The following is a 16,690-nucleotide window of genomic DNA, read 5'->3' as shown; positions in this document are numbered from 1 at the left end:
TCAGCCCTTCACCGCACCGGACGTCAGCCCCGCCACGATGCGACGCTGGAAGAACAACACGAACAGGATGATCGGCACTGTGATCACGACCGCGGCCGCGCACACCTGGCCGGTCGGGTCCTCGAACTGCGAGGACCCGGTGAAGAACGACAACGCGGCCGGCACCGTGCGCGACGACTCGGTGGACGTCAGCGAGATGGCGAACAGGAAGTCGTTCCAGCAGAGGATGAACACGAGGATCGCCGTGGTGAACACGCCCGGCGCGGCCAGCGGCGCGATCACCTTCCGGAACGCCTGGGCCGGCGTCGCGCCGTCCATTTTCGCCGCCTTTTCCAGTTCCCACGGGATTTCCCGGAAGAACGCGGACAGCGTGTAGATCGACAGCGGCAGCGCGAACGTGATGTAGGGCAGGATCAGCCCCGGCCAGGTGTCGAAAAGGCCGAGCCCGCGTTCGATGTTGAACAGCGGCGTGACGAGCGAGACCTGCGGGAACATCGCGATCAGCAGGGAAAGCCCCACCAGCACCTGCTTGCCGGGGAAATCCAGCCGGGCGATCGCGTACGCGGCCATCGTGCCCAGCACCACCGCGATGAGCGTGGAGATCACCGCGATGCCGATCGAGTTCACCAGCGCGTGCAGGAACTCGGTGGTCTGGAAAATGTCCGCGTAGTTCTTGAGCGTCCATTCGGTCGGGATGAAATTGCCGTCGGTGAGCGTCGCTTTCGTCTTGAACGACAGCGAAAGCACCCACAGCACCGGGACGATCGCGAACACCAGCACCAGGATGTCGAGCAGGCCCCAGCCGACCTTGCGGCCGGTGGTGGCCGCGCCTCCGATAGCCATCAGCGCTTCCCCCCGTCGTCCGTGCCGGGCGCGGCGGTGCCGAACACCTTGATGAAGAGGAACGCGATGATCGCCACCGTGATGAAGATCAGCACCGCCATCGTGGAGCCGATCCCGAGGTTGAGCCCCTTGACCAGGTTGTCGTAGGTCTGCATGGACACCGACCCGGTGTCCTGCGCGCCGCCGGTGAGCACGTAGATGTTGTCGAAAATGCGGAACGCGTCGAGCGTGCGGAACAGCAGCGCGACGAGGATCGCCGGTTTCATCACCGGCAGCATCACCTTGGTGAACCGCTGCCACGCGGTCGCGCCGTCCATCGCCGCGGCCTTCAGCAGGTCGTCCGGCACCAGCGCCAGCCCGGCCATCAGCAGCAGCGCCATGAACGGCGTCGTCTTCCACACCTCGGCGAGAATGATGATGAACAGCGACGGCCACTGGTCGGTGAGCGGCGCGACCCCTTCGCCCAGCGCGCTCGCCAGGTACCCGGTTTTGGGCGTCCACGCGAAATACCACGAGAACGCGGCCACCACGGTCACGATGCCGTACGGGATCAGCGCGACGGTGCGCACCAATCCGCGGCCGACGAGCGTGCGGTGCATGATCAGCGCGAGGCCCATGCCGAGCACGAATTCGATCGCCACCGACACGACGGTGAGGAACATCGTCGTGCCGAACGCGGTCCACCAGTAGGAGTTCGTGAGCACCGCGGCGTAGTTGTCGAAGCCGATGAACTCGTGCTTCGCCGGGAACCGCAGGTCGTAGCGCTGCAGCGAAAGCCACACCGAGTAGATGATCGGGTATCCGGTCACCGCGATCATCACGACGAACGCGGGCGCGCACAGCCACAGCCCGAGCCGCCGTTCCGCCTTCTTGCCTTCGGAAAGCGCGGGCTTTCCCTTGCGGTGCGCCGCTTCGTGCGTGGTCGCGGCGGGATCCTGGACGGTCACGGGATCACTCCCTTCGACTGGAGCGCGTCATCGAGCTGTTCCCGCATTTTCTGCGCGGTCGTCCGCGGATCGATCGCCGCCGGCGGGGAGAGGATCTTCGACATCACCGTGGACAGGTTCTGGTACACCGGCGTGAGCGGGCGGATCGCGGCCGTTTTCAGCGCGGACAGAATGGCGTCGCGCATCGGGTACTTCTGGGCCATGTTCGGGTTGTCCGCCGACACCGGTTTCGCCGGGTCCACCGGGACGTCGTCGTGGTACACCGACTCGATCGTCGGCGGCACGCCGTCGTTGATCGCCGAGAACTTCTGGTTTTCCTTGCTGCGCAGGCACAACGCCGCTTCATACGCCTCGGGCTTGTGCTGCGAGTAGGCGCTCACCGCCAGGTCGAACCCGCCGATGGTGCTCTTCGACGGAATGCCGGGCTTCGCCTGCGGGTACACCGTCCACTTGAAATGCGACAGGTCCTGCGGCTTTTCCTCGGCGTAGGAGGCGTACACGAACGGCCAGTTCAGCTCGAACGCGGCGTCTCCGCGCTGGAACGTCCGCCGGACGTCGTCCTCCTTCTGGTTCGTCAGCGACGGGTCGGTGATGCCCGACGACGTGATCTTCTTCAGCAGCTCCAGCGCCTGCACCGCGCCCTCGTCCATCACGACGGATTTCCCGTCGTCGGACAGGATGTGCCCGCCGAGCGAGTCGACCAGCGTGTTGAAGATGACGACCAGGCCCTCGTACTGCGCGCCGGTGAACACGATCGAATACGGTTTGCGCTCGCCCTTGAGCCGCTGCGACATCTGCATCATCTCGTCCCACGTCTTCGGCGGGGCCGGGGTGAGCCGGTCGTCGTACCAGAGCAACTGCACGTTGGTGTTCTTCGGCGCGGCGTAGAGCTTTCCTTGATACGTCGCGGTTTCCAGCGGGCCCTTCAGCACGCCCTCGGACGCGGCGGCCTTGTTCTGGCCGGTCCACTCGTCGACCCAGCCCGCCTCGGCGAACTCCGAGACCCAGGTGACGTCGAGGCCGAGCACGTCCATCGACGTGTCGCCGGCGGCGAGCCGGCGAGCCATCTGGATCCGCTGGTCGTCCGAACCGCGCTGCAGCTTGTTGTAGACGATCCGGTACCGCCCGGCGGCGGTCTTGTTGCAGTTGTCGACGACCGTCTGGAAATGGTCCTCCGGGGAGTAGTAGACGTTGATCGTCGTCCCGGACGCCGTTCCGCAGCCGGCCACCAGGCCGCTGCCGACCAGACCCGCCGCGAGCAGCGCCGCCGCGCGGGTAGGTCCCCGTTTCTTTCCGCTGGGCCGTATCTTCCCCATCCAAGCCTCCTCGCCCATGTGCACACGGCGCCTTCCGGCGCCGCCCCCAGAAAGCACGCCGCGGCGAGGCGGACCCGAGCCAGCACCCCGACGTGCCAGTTGCCGGCAGGCCGCGCTGGAGGACACGACCGGCCAACCGGTGTCGGACAACCTATGCCCGGCGATCACCGGCCGCAAGCAGGGTCGGTAACGATTCAGCCAGGTGCGCGCGAACCATCGGGAAGACGGGTGAAATTCTCCCGTGGACGGGTGAGGTCAGGCGGTGGCGGGCGGCGGGCGGAGCGCCAGTTTGGCGAGCAGCTCGCGTCCCTGCTCGGCGCTGCGCGGCTGGCACAGCACGTCGTACCGGCCGGCGACGAGCTGGCTCGCCGACGAGAAATCACGACGGCCGCGCGAGGTCCGGTAGCCGATCGCGGAGAACGCCAGCCCGGACAGGACGCCCAGCACCAGCCCGGTCAGCAACTGCAGCGCGAATCCGCCCTGGTTGACGAACATCCCCAGCAGCAGCCCGGCGAACAGGCCGAACCACGCGCCCGACATCGCGCCCGCGGCCAGCACGCGGCCCCACGACAGCCGTCCGATGACGCGTTCGACCAGCATCAGGTCGACGCCGACGATCGTCACGTCGGTGACCGCGAACTCGCTTTCGGCCAGGAAATCGACGGCCTGCTGCGCCTCGCCGTAGGTCGAGTACGACCCGATCGGCCAGCCGGTGGGCGGCGTCGGGAGCCTCGGCAGCCCGGCCGGGCCCTGACCGCCGCCAAAGGGACTGCTCACCATCATCACCTGCGCTCGTCCGGTCGGAGGATTCCATCTTGTCAAGAACCGGCGAAGCGCGCGAACTCCGGCGAAGCGGGGTCAGGCTTTGTACTCCCGCAGCAGGCCGCGGCTGATGATGGTTTTCTGGATTTCGCTGGTGCCCTCGCCGATCAGCAGGAACGGGGCCTCGCGCATGAGCCGCTCGATCTCGTATTCCTTGGAGTAGCCGTAGCCGCCGTGGATCCGGAACGCTTCCTGGGTGACCTCGGCGCAGTACTCGCTGGCGATCAGCTTCGCCATCCCGGCCTCGACGTCGTTGCGCGCGCCGGAATCCTTGAGCCGCGCCGCGTTCACCATCATCAGGTGCGCGGCCTCGACCTTGGTCGCCATTTCCGCGAGCTTGAACGCGATCGCCTGGTGCTGCGCGATCGGCTTGCCGAACGTCGAACGCTGCTGCGCGTACGCGATCGCCAGCTCGAAGGACCGGATCGCGATCCCGCACGCCCGCGCGGCCACGTTCACCCGGCCGACTTCGACGCCGTCCATCATGTACGAGAAGCCCTTGCCCGGAGCCTCGCCCAGCACCTTGCCCGCGCCGATCTTGAAGCCGTCGAACACCGCTTCCGTGGTGTCCACGCCCTTGTAGCCCATTTTGTCGATCTTGCCCGGGATCGTCAGCCCCGGAAGCACCTCGCCGAACCCGGACGGCTTCTCCACCAGGAACGTCGTCAGGTTCTGGTGCGCCTTCTCCGCGCCCTCGTCCGTCTTCACCAGCAGCGCGATCAGGTTCGAGGAACCGCCGTTGGTCAGCCACATCTTCGCGCCGTCGATCACGTAGTCGTCGCCGTCGCGGCGGGCGCGGGTCTTGATCGCGGCGACGTCCGAACCGAGGTCGGGCTCGGACATCGAGAAGCTGCCGCGGACCTCGCCGGTCGCCATCCGGGGCAGGAAATGCTGCTTCTGCTCCGCCGTGCCGTGACGGGTGATCATGTGCGCCACGATGAAGTGCGTGTTGATCACGCCGGACACGCTCATCCAGCCGCGCGCGATCTCCTCGACCACCAGCGCGTAGGTGAGCAGCGATTCGCCGAGACCGCCGTACTCCTCCGGGATGGTGAGTCCGAACAGGCCCATTTCCTTCATGCCCTCGACGATCTCCGCCGGGTACTCGTCGGCGTGCTCCAGCGCCTGCGCGTGCGGGATGATCTCCTTGTCCACGAACGACCGCACCGTGGACAGAATCTCCTGCTGCACGTCAGTCAGGCCGGCGGTCCGGGCAAGACGGGCCATCACTGGGCTCCCTTCGGCGGCGACGCCGGCTCCCGGCGCTGGGTTACCGGGGAGTATGACTGGTTCGCGCCCGAGCGGCTATGAGGGTGCTCACGCCCGGCCCCGGTTTCCCCCGTTAAGGTGCGGATAAGGTGCTGATCCACCCGAAACCGCGAAAAGGATCCCGATGAGCGAGGCCAGCGAGGACCGGGACGAGCCCTCCGGCCGCGACGGCTACCTGCACCCGTCCTACGAGCACCAGCCCTATCCGCCGCGGGGCCCGGCTCCCGGTGCGGGGCTCGCGCTCGGGTCGCTGATCTGCTCGATCGCCGGGTTCGTGCTGTGCGCGCCGATGGCCGTCGCGGGGATCGTGATGGGGCACGTCGCGTTCCACCGGGCCCGGCGCGGCCGCGGCACCGGCGGCGCGCTGGCGCTCGCCGGGTTCGTGATCGGCTACGCCGCGCTGATCGTCTGGAGCATCGTCACCCCGCTGATCGTGCGCGCACTGGTCCAGTCCGGGATTTTCGGCTGATGCCGTCCGGAAACCCGGTAGCGTCGGCCGTCGAACCCGGCACCTCGAGGGAGCCCCGATGACCACTCCGTCCGACCGCGATCCGGCGCCGTACGAACCGCCGCCGACCGCGGACCCCGCTCCGTACGAGCCGCCGGCCGCCGCCGAGCCCGCGTCGTACGAGGCCCCGGCGGACGCTCTCTCGTCCCCCGCGGAGACCGGCCCGCCCGTTCCGCCGCCGGGCTGGACCGCGCCCGATCCCGGCCCGGTCGCGGTGCTTCCCGGCGAGCCGCCGGCTCCCGCCGCACCGCCGCCCGCGACGCCGTATCCCGTTGCGGCGCAACCGGATCCGTTTGCGCCGCCACCCGGGTACCCGGGCTTCCGGGCCCCGCCGCCGTACGGCGCGCCCTACCAGCCGTACCCGAACACCAGCGACAGCGGGCTCGCCACCGGCGCGCTCGTGTGCTCGCTGCTCGGCCTGGCGACCTTCGTGCTCGCGGTCCCCGGCCTCGCGATGGGGCACGTCGCGCTGTCCAAGGCCAGCCGCAACGAAGCAGGCGGGCGCACCATGGCGCTGTCGGCCGTCGTGCTCGGCTACGTGGCGATCGCGCTGTGGGTCGGGTTCTTCGGGACGCTGCTGGTCCTCGGCCTGAACGGCTACCTCGACCGCTGATCCGGCACGTCGCTCGCCTCGCTTTCGGGCGGGGCGACCTGTCCGTTGCCGGCCTTGTCCGGGGACACTTCCGCCGACGTGCGCGGCTCCGGCGGCTTCGCGGCCGGTTTCGCCGCCGGGTCGGTCCGCGCGTCCAGGAACCGCAGCAACTCCACCGGGAACGGCAGCACCAGCGTCGAGTTCTTCTCCGCCGACACCTGCACCACCGTCTCCAGCAGCCGCAACTGCAGCGCCGCCGGGGTGTCCGCCATCGTCGCGGCGGCCTGGGCGAGCTTGTGCGACGCCTGCAGTTCGCCGTCCGCGGAGATCACGCGCGCCCGGCGTTCGCGTTCGGCCTCGGCCTGGCGCGACATCGAGCGTTTCATCGACTCCGGCAGCGCGACGTCCTTGATCTCCACCCGGTCGATGTGGATGCCCCAGTCCAGCGCCGGGCTGTCGATCATCAGCTCGAGGCCCTCGTTGAGCCGTTCGCGGTTCGACAGCAGGTCGTCGAGGTCGCTCTTGCCGATGATGGACCGCAGCGACGTCTGCGCGACCTGGCCGATCGCCGACCGGTAGTCCTGCACGTGGACCGCGGCCAGCACCGGGTCGACCACCTTGAAGTACACGACCGCGTCCACCCGCACGGTGACGTTGTCGCGGGTGATGCCGTCCTGCGCGGGCACCGGCAGTGTCACGACCTGCATGTTCACTTTTTGCATGCGGTCAGCGATGGGCAGCAGCAGCGCGAGCCCCGGATCGCGGACCTGCGCGCGCACCCGGCCGAACCGGAACACCAGCCCGCGTTCGTACTGTTTGACCACGCGCACCGCGGAGGCGAGCCACACCCCGCCCGCGACGACCACCGCGCTGACAATCTCGACGATCATGGCAGCTCCCGGGTTCGCCAAAACCCTGATCCACTCACTGTACGCGCGTACGGCAGCCCCGGAAACGGTTTGCGCGGCCGACCAGGATGGGCGTTGTGACCGTTTTGGAAATCCCGCCCGCCTTCGCCGAACGCGCCCCCAAGGTGCTGGGTCCGGAAGCCGTCCCGTGGCTCGCGTCGCTGCCCTCGCTCGCGCAGCGGTACGCCCGGAAGTGGGAGCTGGAATTCGAGGACACCGCCCGGCACGGCTACGTCGGCGTCGTGCAGCCCGCCCGGCGCGCGGACGGCTCCCGCGTCGTGCTGAAACTCGGCTGGGTGGAAGAGGAATCGCGCGACGAACCGCTCGCACTGTCCACATGGGCCGGTCGAGGATCGGTGCTGCTGCACGAATCCGCACCCGAGGACGGCGCGATGCTGCTGGAGCGGCTCGACGACAGCCGGACGCTGGACGGCGAACCGCTGCTGCCCGCCGTCGAGATCATGAGCGAACTCGCCCGTCGGCTCGCCGTGCCCGCGCCCGCCGGGCTCACCCGCACCCTGTCCGGGGTCGCGGAAGAACTGCTCGAAGAGCTGCCCAAGTCCTGGCACGAGCTGGGCGAACCGCTCCCCCGCCGCGAGCTGGACGCGGCGCTTGAGGTGTGCCGCGATCTCGGCCCGGAAGCGGGTAACGCGCTGGTGAACGAGGACCTGCACTACGAGAACGTGCTGTCCGGCACCCGCGAGCCGTGGCTGGTGATCGACCCGAAGCCGCTGGCGGGCGACCTCGAATACGGCGCGCTTTCGTTGCTGTGGAACCGGTTCCGCGAATCCACACTGGACTCGAAACTCGCCGCGAGCGGTCTGGACCGCGACCGCGCGAAGGCTTGGACGCTCGTCCGGGCGGTGCAGAACCGGCTGTGGCACGCCCAGGATCTGGTCGATTTCGGCGGATTGCCCGAGGACGACGACGGCCCGTCCGCCGACGCGCTGCCCGCGCTGACCCGATGGTCCCTGGCTAGCTGAGAATTCGCCGAGTCGCGGCGCGAGCGCGCGGGGGCGTCAGCCGATAGTGTCGGCGCCATGGCAGGCACAAACCGGGTCTACGCGGCACAGCTCGCGGGTCTGCCGGTATTCGGGCCCGACGGGGAGTCGATCGGCAAGGTCCGCGACGTCGTCGCCGGGCTGCGGCTGGACCAGCAGCCGCCGCGGATCCTCGGCATGGTCGTGGAGCTGGCGACCCGGCGGCGGGTGTTCGTGCCCATGCTGCGGGTCACGTCGATCGAACCGAACGCCGTGACGCTGGCCACCGGTTCGGTCAACATGCGGCATTTCCACCAGCGGCCCAACGAGGTCCTGGTGTGCGGTCAACTCCTCGACGCGCACGCGACACTGACTGGCGCGGAGACCCGGGTGACCGTGGTCGACGCGGCGATGGAGCCGACCCGCACGCGGGACTGGGTGCTGGCGAAGCTCGCCGTCCGCGAGCGGTCGACGAGGCTGGCGCTCGGCAGGCGGCGCACCGCGATGCAGGTGCTGCCGTGGAACGAGGTCGCCGGGCTCGGGCTCACCGACCTCGCCGGACAGCCGCAAGGCGCGGGCCAGCTGCTGATGCTCTTCGACACGATGCGCGCGGTCGACGTCGCCGCGACCCTGCGCGACCTGCCGATCAAGCGCAGGCACGAGGTCGCCGACGCGATGGACGACGAACGGCTCGCGGACGTCATCGAGGAGCTTCCCGAGGACGACCAGAAGGAACTGCTCTCCTATCTCGCCGAGGAACGCGCCGCGGACATCCTCGAGGCAATGAACCCGGACGACGCGGCCGACCTGCTCGCCGAACTCGCCCCGGCCGAGCAGAGCAGGCTGCTGGAACTGATGGAGCCCGAGGAATCCGCGCCGGTCAAACGGCTGCTGGCGTATTCGTCGGACACCGCGGGCGGCCTGATGACGCCGGAACCGGTGGTGCTGACGCCGGACGCGACGATCGCCGAGGCGCTGGCGCACATCCGCAACGCCGAACTCCCCGCCGCGCTCGCGAGCATGGTGTTCGTGTGCCGACCGCCCACCGAAACGCCGACCGGCCGGTTCGTCGGCGTCGTGCACTTCCAGCGGCTGCTGCGCGAACCGCCCGCCGAACTGGTGGCCAGCGCGGTGGACACCGACCTGACCGCGCTGCGCCCGGAGGCGACGCTGTCCGAGGTCACCCGGTATTTCGCGGCGTACAACCTGGCCTGCGGCCCGGTCGTCGACCCCGAGGACCACCTGCTCGGCGCCGTCACCGTCGACGACGTGCTCGACCATCTGCTGCCCGACGACTGGCGGGAAACCGGCTTGCACGACGTCACCGACGGGGCCGACAGCGCTGACCTGGAGGAGGCGGACCGTGCCTGATCTCGGCACCGGGCGCAGGCTCGACCAACCGCGCAGCCAGGCCCGCCTGCGGCTGAACATCGACCCGGACACCTTCGGCCGGTTCACCGAGCGGATCGCGCGGTTCCTCGGCACCGGGAAGTACCTGTTCTGGCAGACGCTGATCGTGGTCGTCTGGATCACGCTGAACCTGGCCGCGCTGTCGCTGCAGTGGGACCCGTACCCGTTCATCCTGCTCAACCTGGCCTTCTCGACGCAGGCCGCGTACGCCGCGCCGCTGATCCTGCTCGCGCAGAACCGCCAGGACGACCGGGACCGGGTGTCGCTGGAAGAGGACCGCACGCGCGCCGCGCAGACCAAGGCGGACACCGAGTACCTCGCCCGCGAACTGGCGGCGCTGCGGCTGGCGGTCGGGGAGGTCGCGACGCGCGATTACCTGCGCAGCGAGCTCGACCGGCTGCGCGATGATCTCGACGTGGACTCCAAGCCGCGCAAGGCGAAACAAAGCTGAACTGGGCAGTACGTACGATGGAAGGGTGACTGGTACACAGCAGCTCCCCAGCGTCGACGACGTCCGCAGCGCGCTGAAGGACGTGTACGACCCGGAAATCAAAAAACCGATCACCGACCTCGGCATGGTCAAGGACGTGGCGGTCGGCGACGACGGGCTGGTCACCGTCGGGATTTACCTCACTGTCGCGGGCTGTCCGCTAAAGGCGACGCTGACCGAGGACACCAAGAAGGCCGTCTCGAAGCTCCCCGGCGTCGCCGACGTGCGGGTCGAGCTGGACGTGATGAGCGACGAGCAGCGCACTGAGCTGCGCAAATCGCTGCGCGGCGACGCGGCGGAGCCGGTCATTCCGTTCGCGCAGCCGGGTTCGATGACGCGGGTGTACTGCGTGGCGTCCGGCAAGGGCGGCGTCGGCAAATCGTCGGTGACGGTGAACCTGGCCGTCGCGATGGCCGAGCGCGGGCTGTCGGTCGGCGTGGTGGACGCGGACATCTACGGCCACTCGGTGCCGCGCATGCTGGGCGCGCGCGAGAAGCCGACCAAGGTCGACACGATGATCATGCCGCCGCAGGCGCACGGCGTGAAGGTCATCTCGATCGGCATGTTCACGCCGGGCAACACCCCGGTCGTGTGGCGCGGCCCGATGCTGCACCGGGCGCTGCAGCAGTTCCTCGCCGACGTGTTCTGGGGCGACCTGGACATCCTGCTGCTGGACCTGCCGCCGGGCACCGGCGACATCGCGATTTCGGTGGCGCAGCTGATCCCGAACGCGGAAATCCTCGTGGTGACCACGCCGCAGCAGGCCGCCGCCGAGGTGGCCGAGCGCGCGGGCGCGATCGCGATGCAGACCCGGCAGCGCGTCGCGGGCGTGATCGAGAACATGTCGTGGCTGGAGACCCCGACCGGCGAGCGCATCGAGGTCTTCGGCGCGGGCGGCGGCCAGACGGTGGCGGATTCGCTGTCGAAGTCGGTGGGCTCCACGGTGCCGCTGCTGGGCCAGGTCCCGCTGGACCCGCGCCTGCGCGAGCAGGGCGACGAGGGCACGCCGATCGTGCTGGCCGAACCGGACGCCCCGGCGTCGCTGGTGCTGAAGGACGCGGCGAAGCAGCTGTCGGTCCGGGCGCGCGGGCTGGCCGGGATGATGCTGAACGTCAGCCCCGCCGGTCGCTGATCCTTACGCAGCAAAAGAGGCGTGCCCCCTTCGCGGGGGCACGCCTCTTTTCGTTTGGCCTCAGGAGGCGTGCACAGTCACCAGGAGCGCGCCGGATTCGCGGAGCGTCACCTTGGTGTCGCCCGGCTTCGTCACGGTCCAGTCGATGTCCTCGGGCTTCTTCGCGGACACGTCGGCGGACTTGTCGGGCATGCCCTCGACGTCGACGTTCTGCGGCTGGTCGGACGTCACGGTGATCTTCACCTTGTTGCCGACCTTGACGTCGACGACCCCGGCCGGCGGCGTGACCTTCCCGCCCTGGTAGGCGATGGTGACCAGCACGTCCACGCCTGCCTCGCCGGTCTGCGCGCCGCGCTTGACGTTCGGCTGCTCGCCGGTGGCGCCGCCGTTCCCCGGAGCGCTCGACGGAGCGTTCGACGGGGCCGAAGAGGACGGCATCGCCGGGGCGGGCACCGAAGTGTAGGTCGCGGGCGCCTTGGTGCTGGGCTCGTCGTCGGCACTGCACCCGGCGACGGCGAAGGCGGCCGCAGCGATCGTTCCGGCCAGCGCAGCCGCACGGCGTGACATATCGGGAACCTCCAGGGTCGTTGAGCTGATGCCCTGAGGCTACCCAGCCTGATCAGCGCGTCGCGCGTCGGCTTCGCCCACCTTGACCGGCGCTTCCCGCCGCCCCCGGGATCAGGTCGCGTCCGGGTCGATCGGCGGACGCTCGCCCGGCTTCAACGGCTCCGGCTGCGGCACCGCGGTCTGCGGTTTGATCGTCGGCGCCCCGTTCGAACCATTGGACCCGTTCGAACCGTTGAACTCGTTCCGGAACCCGTTCAGCCCCAGCGGATCCGAATCCCCGTCGAACAAATGCTGCGTGACGACCCGCTTCGGGTCCAGATTGCGCAGGCCGCGCAGGTCTTCGAGGGGTTTGCGCAGCTGGTCGAACTCGGGACCCATCTCCTCGCGCAGCTGCTCGCGCGCGCCGGTCGCGAAGTCGCGGGCCTTGCGGACGCTCCGCGCCATCCAGGCCGCCGCTTCGGGCAGCCGCTCGGGTCCGAGAATGAAAAGCCCCGCGATGATGAGCACGAGGATCTCGCCCCAGCCGACACTGTCGAACACCCGTGAAACCTCCGCTCGGTGCTGCCCCGTCCAAGACTACCCGGGCCGTTTCGCGTCCAGGCAGGCCCAAACGTCGCACGGGAGCTACTGTGCCATCGTTGCCAACCCGGCCACAGCCACGGCCGAATGACTTCGTAGCAACGGTCGCGTGCCGCGCGGGGGTCGGCCTGCTTGAGGCCGGATTGGCAAGAACCGGGTGTCAGTCCGAGCCGAGCGTGACGTCCACCACCAGCAGCGCGCCGTCGCGGGCCAGCTGCACCGGGACGACCTGGCCGGGGTCGTGGCTGCGCACCGCGACGGTCAGTTCGGCGGAGTCGCGCACGACGTGGTCGCCGACCTTGGTGATCACGTCGCCTTCCTTGATCCCCGCGGCCGCCGCCGGTCCGCCCGGCGCGACGTTGCGCACCTGCGCGCCCATCGTGGACGAGCCGGCGACCGTCGAGGCCGAGTTGATGCCGATGTCGGCGTGCTTGACCTTGCCGTCCTTGATCAGCGCCTTGGCGATCTTGATGGCGTAGTCGCTGGGGATGGCGAATCCGATGCCGATGCTGCCGCCGTCGGAGCTGGAGGAGCGGATCGCGGAGTTGATCCCGACGAGCGCGCCGGTCGAGTCGACGAGCGCGCCGCCGGAGTTGCCGTGGTTGATCGCGGCGTCGGTCTGGATGGCCGAATAGGTGACCGGAGCCGCCCCGTTGTCGCCGCCCGCGGTGACCGGCCGGTCGAGCGCGCTGACGATGCCGGAGGTGATCGAGTTCTGCAGCGCGAGCGGCGAACCGACCGCGATCACCGCGTCCCCGACCTGCAGATCGGACGATTTCCCGATCTGCATCACGACCGGGTTGGTCACGTTGACCTTCACCACGGCGAGGTCGGTCTTCTGATCGGCGCCGACGATCTTGGCCTCGGTCCGCGTCCCGTCGTTGAACACCGCGGTGATCTTCGTTGCCGCGTCCCCGACCGCGCTCGCGACCACGTGCTCGTTGGTGAGCACGTACCCCTGCGGGTCGATCACCACGCCGGAGCCCTGCTCACCGCTGTCCGCGCCCGGCTTGACCACCTCGAGCGAAACCACCGCGGGCGACACCCGCCGCGCGATGTCCGCGAGCGATCCCGGGGGCCGCTCCTTGGCCGCCTCCGCCTCGGAAATCGTGGCGCTGCCGGTCAACGCGGAGCCGGTGTCCGCGACCCACCAGCCGACCAGCCCGCCCACCGCGCCGATCAGCAACGCGACGACGCCCAGCATGGCCAACGCCTTCGGCTGCACCCGCCGCCCGAACAACACCTCAGGCAAGCTCAACTGCGCGCCGCTCGGCAGCTTCGGCTTCTCAGTCTCGTCGTCCTCGGGCGCGACCGCGGGCCCCGCCAGCACCGCCCCGGCAGCCGGATCGCGCCACGGATCGCTGGTGTCCGTCCACAACGGATCCTCGGAAGCGCCGCCGCTCTCCCCGGAAGCTTCGAGCGGCCGCTGCAGCCGCACCCCCTCCGCCCCCGGAGGACGGCTGAACGCCTCCGCGAGCGACTCCGGCGTGGGCGGCGCGAGATTGAGCTTCGCCCCGTTCCCGTTGGTCACCGGGGTGTACAGCTTGTCGAACGCCCCCTCGACCCCGTGCGGACGCCCGAAGACAGCCGCCTGCTGCTGGTCGACCACCGGCCGCTCAAGCGGCCGAGGCCCCAACCGGTCCGTTCCGACGGCACCGGACTGATCAGAATTAGCGTTCGGCTGGTCGGTCATCATTCCCCGGGATGCGGTTCAGGTCGGCTAGGAGTCGACGATACCCAAGCCAAGGAAGAGTCTGCCCAGACAGCAGTGAAATGCCTGTTGCCCCCCACCCTCCCACGCTCCCCCTGCCCCTCCCCTGGCAATGCACCGAACGCCACATTGGGTGCATCCCACGCACCGAACGCCACATTGGGTGCATCCCACGCACCCAATGCCACATTGGGGCGCAAGCCCCCGCCCACACACACCGCAGCCGATGCACCCAACGCGGGGCACCCACACCTCCCCCGCCCCCGATACGAAGCCAAAAACACGGCGCTGGGGTGCTTGTCAAGGCATCTTTCCCGCCTTGACAAGCACCCCAGCGCCGTAGTCACACTAAAAAATCGGGGTGCCCGCCTCCACACCGAGGCGCAATGTCGCCGCCAGGCGACGAGCCGCCCCCAGGAGACTCACCGAGCCGCGAACGCAGCCCCAGCCCGCAAAACCTCAGGCCCCTCAGACTCCGGCCCAGGCCCCTCCGGCTCAGCACCCTTAGGCACATTCATCTGCGCCGGAAGCAAATTCGCATTAGGCGTCCGAACCGGTCCGGTCCCAGTAGCCCCTTCCCCGCTATCCGCCGCCGTCCCGACGAGCGCGAGCGCGCTCAGCACGAGCCCCGACACCACGACCCCGGCCCCTTGCGCCGCGCGCTTCCGGCTGAAAGCGAACCGACCGCCGCCGAGCACGTTCGCCGACTGCCCGAGCGGCGCGGTTGTTCCCAACGGCGCCGCACCCCCGAGCACCCCCGCGTCCCGCAGCCCGGCCACCCGGTCCGGCCGTTGAATAGCCACCAGCTGACCGTCAGCGGTCACCGCGAGATTGTCCGGCGTACCCGGCAGCTCGGTGTGCTCCGGAATGGAGCGAAGACTGGCCAGGAACCCGGCCGACATCGACGGCGCACCGGCCTCCCGCACCGCCGCGACGGCCTGCCGCTGCGAGGCCACCTCGGCCGCGCAGCCCGGGCAGCGCGCGACGTGCGCGAGCGCGCGGTCGTGGGCGACCGGCGTCAGCTCGCCGTCGACCAGTGCGACTACCGCGTCGGGCATGAGATGGGATTCGGCGAAACGCCAGCCGGTCATACGGACACCTTCGCAGATTCCTCCCGGGTCGCGCGACGGCGCTCGAGCGACGCGCGCAGCGCCGAGCGGCCGCGGTGGATGCGGCTGCGCACGGTGCCGAGCTTGACGCCCAGCGTCGCGCCGATCTCCTCGTACGACAGTCCTTCCACGTCGCACAGCACGACCGCGGCCCGGAACTCCGGGGGCAGCTCGTCGAGCGCCTCCTGCAGGTCGGGGTCGAGGTGGGTGTCGCTGTAGTGCTGCTCCGGGCTCGGGTCGTCGCCGACGATCCGGTCGGTGTCCTCGGGCAGCCCCTCCATGCGCACGCGCGAGCGGCGGCGCGCCATGTCGAGGAACAGGTTCGTGGTGATCCGGTGCAGCCAGCCCTCGAAGGTGCCGGGCTTGTAGGACGCGAGCGACCGGAAGACGCGGATGAACGTCTCCTGGGTCAGGTCCTCGGCGTCGTGCGTGTTGCCGGTGAGGCGGTAGGCGAGCCGGTACACGCGGTCGGCGTGTTCGCGCACGACCTCGTCCCACGAGGGCGGCGTCCAGGCCGCCTCGGCTGCGTCCACGGTCACCGGAGCGGCTTCCGGCAGTTCGGCGTTCTGCATCAGGGGAGCAGGCACCTCCATCTGGGTCAACTCCTCTTCACCTCTGCCAACGCGGGCCGGGCACACGGTGTTCCCGTGCGGTTGAGACTCAGTCTGTCGGTCTTCCTTATGGAACTCATGAGACCGATCTGAGAGCAGCCTGAGAAGTTGGCCTTTACCCGGTTTTCGGGGGGCTTAACCGGGGCCGGAAGGCGCATACCAGGGAGCCTTCGCTGATTTATCGACAACCAGCGCTAACCTTCGCGCGTGAGTTCGGGGACAGAGGCGGCGGCCGAGACCGGGGCGGTCGGCGCCGAGCAGGTCGACGGGTACCTGCCCGACGACGACGTGCTGGCCGCGGCACGGCTGCGCGCGGTCGACCTCGGGTGCGCCCCGCTGGCCCCCGGAGCAGGCACGACGCTGCGGTTTCTCGCCGCGACGGTCGCCGCGCGGGCGGTCGTGGAGGTCGGCACCGGCTCCGGCGTGAGCGGGCTGTACCTGCTGCGCGGGATGGCCCCCGACGGCGTGCTGACCTCGATCGACGTCGAACCGGAGTACCAGCGCGCGGCGCGCAAGACCTTCCTCGAAGCGGGCTATCCGCCGGGCCGGATGCGGCTCATCGTCGGCCGCGCGCTGGACGTGCTGCCGCGGCTCACGCCCGGCGGCTACGACCTGGTGTTCGTCGACGCCGCGCGGATCGAGTACCCCGGTTACTACGAGCAGGGCGTGGCCCTGCTGCGCCGCGGCGGCGTGATCGTGTTCCACCAGGTCCTGGCCGGCGGCCGGCTCACCGACCCGGCGCGGCGGGACCCGGAGACGATGGCGTTGCGCGAGGTCGCCCGGGCGGTCCGAGAGGACGACCGGCTGATCCCGGCGCTGCTGCCGGTCGGCGGCGGGCTGCTGGTGGCCACGGCCTGCTCGTGAGTGTTCAAGCCGGTTAGAACCCGGCCTAGCCG

The 16,690-nt window shown here is 69.6% G+C and carries 18 protein-coding genes; 7 read left to right on the top strand and 11 right to left on the bottom strand.

Annotated elements, in window-relative coordinates; all coding sequences use genetic code 11:
* From CU254_RS03845 to CU254_RS03825, 5 genes are all read right to left on the bottom strand, one after another.
* Positions 1-843 carry a carbohydrate ABC transporter permease gene (locus CU254_RS03845; RefSeq protein ID WP_009072935.1) on the bottom strand — a complete coding sequence of 281 codons (843 nt, stop codon included), beginning with the start codon at positions 841-843 and terminating at the stop codon, positions 1-3.
* The gene (locus tag CU254_RS03840; protein ID WP_009072933.1) at positions 843-1,790 is read right to left on the bottom strand and encodes a carbohydrate ABC transporter permease; all 948 of its coding nucleotides are present in this window, start codon (positions 1,788-1,790) and stop codon (positions 843-845) included. Before CU254_RS03840 ends, CU254_RS03845 begins: the two co-directional genes overlap by 1 nt.
* On the bottom strand, positions 1,787-3,106 hold the full coding sequence (locus CU254_RS03835; RefSeq protein ID WP_037712444.1) for an ABC transporter substrate-binding protein: 1,320 nt from the start codon (positions 3,104-3,106) through the stop codon (positions 1,787-1,789). Before CU254_RS03835 ends, CU254_RS03840 begins: the two co-directional genes overlap by 4 nt.
* 255 nt (positions 3,107-3,361) lie before the next feature.
* Complete coding sequence (locus CU254_RS03830; protein WP_009072930.1) at positions 3,362-3,889, bottom strand: general stress protein; 528 nt, start codon at positions 3,887-3,889, stop codon at positions 3,362-3,364.
* A gap of 75 nt (positions 3,890-3,964) precedes the next feature.
* Positions 3,965-5,155, bottom strand: a complete 1,191-nt coding sequence (locus CU254_RS03825) for an acyl-CoA dehydrogenase family protein (protein ID WP_009072929.1) — start codon at positions 5,153-5,155, stop codon at positions 3,965-3,967.
* Positions 5,156-5,321: 166 nt separating this feature from the next.
* Between CU254_RS03825 and CU254_RS03820 the strand changes: the two genes are divergently transcribed.
* A complete protein-coding gene (locus CU254_RS03820) occupies positions 5,322-5,666 on the top strand; it encodes a DUF4190 domain-containing protein (protein WP_009072927.1) in 345 nt (114 codons plus the stop codon).
* Positions 5,667-5,724: 58 nt separating this feature from the next.
* The gene (locus CU254_RS03815) at positions 5,725-6,318 is read left to right on the top strand and encodes a DUF4190 domain-containing protein (protein WP_009072925.1); all 594 of its coding nucleotides are present in this window, start codon (positions 5,725-5,727) and stop codon (positions 6,316-6,318) included.
* Here CU254_RS03815 and CU254_RS03810 read toward each other — a convergent pair.
* Positions 6,303-7,187, bottom strand: a complete 885-nt coding sequence (locus tag CU254_RS03810) for a slipin family protein (protein WP_009072923.1) — start codon at positions 7,185-7,187, stop codon at positions 6,303-6,305. The genes CU254_RS03815 and CU254_RS03810 overlap by 16 nt on opposite strands.
* Positions 7,188-7,282: 95 nt before the next feature.
* Between CU254_RS03810 and CU254_RS03805 the strand changes: the two genes are divergently transcribed.
* Genes CU254_RS03805 through CU254_RS03790 form a run of 4 tightly spaced genes read left to right on the top strand, consistent with a single transcriptional unit; the run spans position 7,283 to position 11,217 of the window.
* Positions 7,283-8,188, top strand: coding sequence for an aminoglycoside phosphotransferase family protein (locus CU254_RS03805; RefSeq protein WP_037712441.1), 906 nt, complete (start codon positions 7,283-7,285; stop codon positions 8,186-8,188).
* Positions 8,189-8,245: 57 nt separating this feature from the next.
* Positions 8,246-9,556, top strand: coding sequence for a magnesium transporter MgtE N-terminal domain-containing protein (locus tag CU254_RS03800; protein ID WP_009072920.1), 1,311 nt, complete (start codon positions 8,246-8,248; stop codon positions 9,554-9,556).
* Positions 9,549-10,046 carry a DUF1003 domain-containing protein gene (locus CU254_RS03795; RefSeq protein ID WP_009072918.1) on the top strand — a complete coding sequence of 166 codons (498 nt, stop codon included), beginning with the start codon at positions 9,549-9,551 and terminating at the stop codon, positions 10,044-10,046. The genes CU254_RS03800 and CU254_RS03795 overlap by 8 nt, the downstream gene beginning before the upstream one ends.
* Before the next feature lie 25 nt (positions 10,047-10,071).
* The gene (locus CU254_RS03790) at positions 10,072-11,217 is read left to right on the top strand and encodes an Mrp/NBP35 family ATP-binding protein (RefSeq protein ID WP_009072917.1); all 1,146 of its coding nucleotides are present in this window, start codon (positions 10,072-10,074) and stop codon (positions 11,215-11,217) included.
* A gap of 60 nt (positions 11,218-11,277) precedes the next feature.
* On the opposite strand, the gene CU254_RS03785 is transcribed toward CU254_RS03790, so the two are convergent.
* The 5 genes from CU254_RS03785 to sigE all read right to left on the bottom strand — a co-directional run bounded on the left by CU254_RS03785 (position 11,278) and on the right by sigE (position 15,776).
* The gene (locus tag CU254_RS03785) at positions 11,278-11,784 is read right to left on the bottom strand and encodes a hypothetical protein (RefSeq protein ID WP_009072915.1); all 507 of its coding nucleotides are present in this window, start codon (positions 11,782-11,784) and stop codon (positions 11,278-11,280) included.
* A gap of 111 nt (positions 11,785-11,895) precedes the next feature.
* Positions 11,896-12,324, bottom strand: a complete 429-nt coding sequence (gene tatB, locus CU254_RS03780; RefSeq protein ID WP_009072913.1) for a Sec-independent protein translocase protein TatB — start codon at positions 12,322-12,324, stop codon at positions 11,896-11,898.
* A 199-nt stretch (positions 12,325-12,523) separates the two neighbouring features.
* Positions 12,524-14,056 (bottom strand): S1C family serine protease, encoded by a 1,533-nt coding sequence (locus CU254_RS03775; protein ID WP_037712439.1) that lies wholly within the window; start codon positions 14,054-14,056, stop codon positions 12,524-12,526.
* A 440-nt stretch (positions 14,057-14,496) separates the two neighbouring features.
* Positions 14,497-15,165: an anti-sigma factor gene (locus tag CU254_RS03765; RefSeq protein ID WP_009072909.1), complete on the bottom strand. Its 669-nt coding sequence runs from the start codon at positions 15,163-15,165 to the stop codon at positions 14,497-14,499.
* Positions 15,162-15,776 carry an RNA polymerase sigma factor SigE gene (sigE, locus tag CU254_RS03760; protein WP_037353366.1) on the bottom strand — a complete coding sequence of 205 codons (615 nt, stop codon included), beginning with the start codon at positions 15,774-15,776 and terminating at the stop codon, positions 15,162-15,164. Before sigE ends, CU254_RS03765 begins: the two co-directional genes overlap by 4 nt.
* Positions 15,777-16,001: 225 nt before the next feature.
* Between sigE and CU254_RS03755 the strand changes: the two genes are divergently transcribed.
* On the top strand, positions 16,002-16,658 hold the full coding sequence (locus tag CU254_RS03755) for an O-methyltransferase (RefSeq protein ID WP_009072906.1): 657 nt from the start codon (positions 16,002-16,004) through the stop codon (positions 16,656-16,658).
* Positions 16,659-16,690: the final 32 nt, after the last annotated feature.

This window comes from Amycolatopsis sp. AA4 (genome assembly GCF_002796545.1).
Taxonomy (GTDB): Bacteria; Actinomycetota; Actinomycetes; order Mycobacteriales; family Pseudonocardiaceae; genus Amycolatopsis.
The sequence above is the reverse complement of the archived record's forward strand: the minus strand, read 5'-3'. Positions and strand labels throughout refer to the sequence as shown.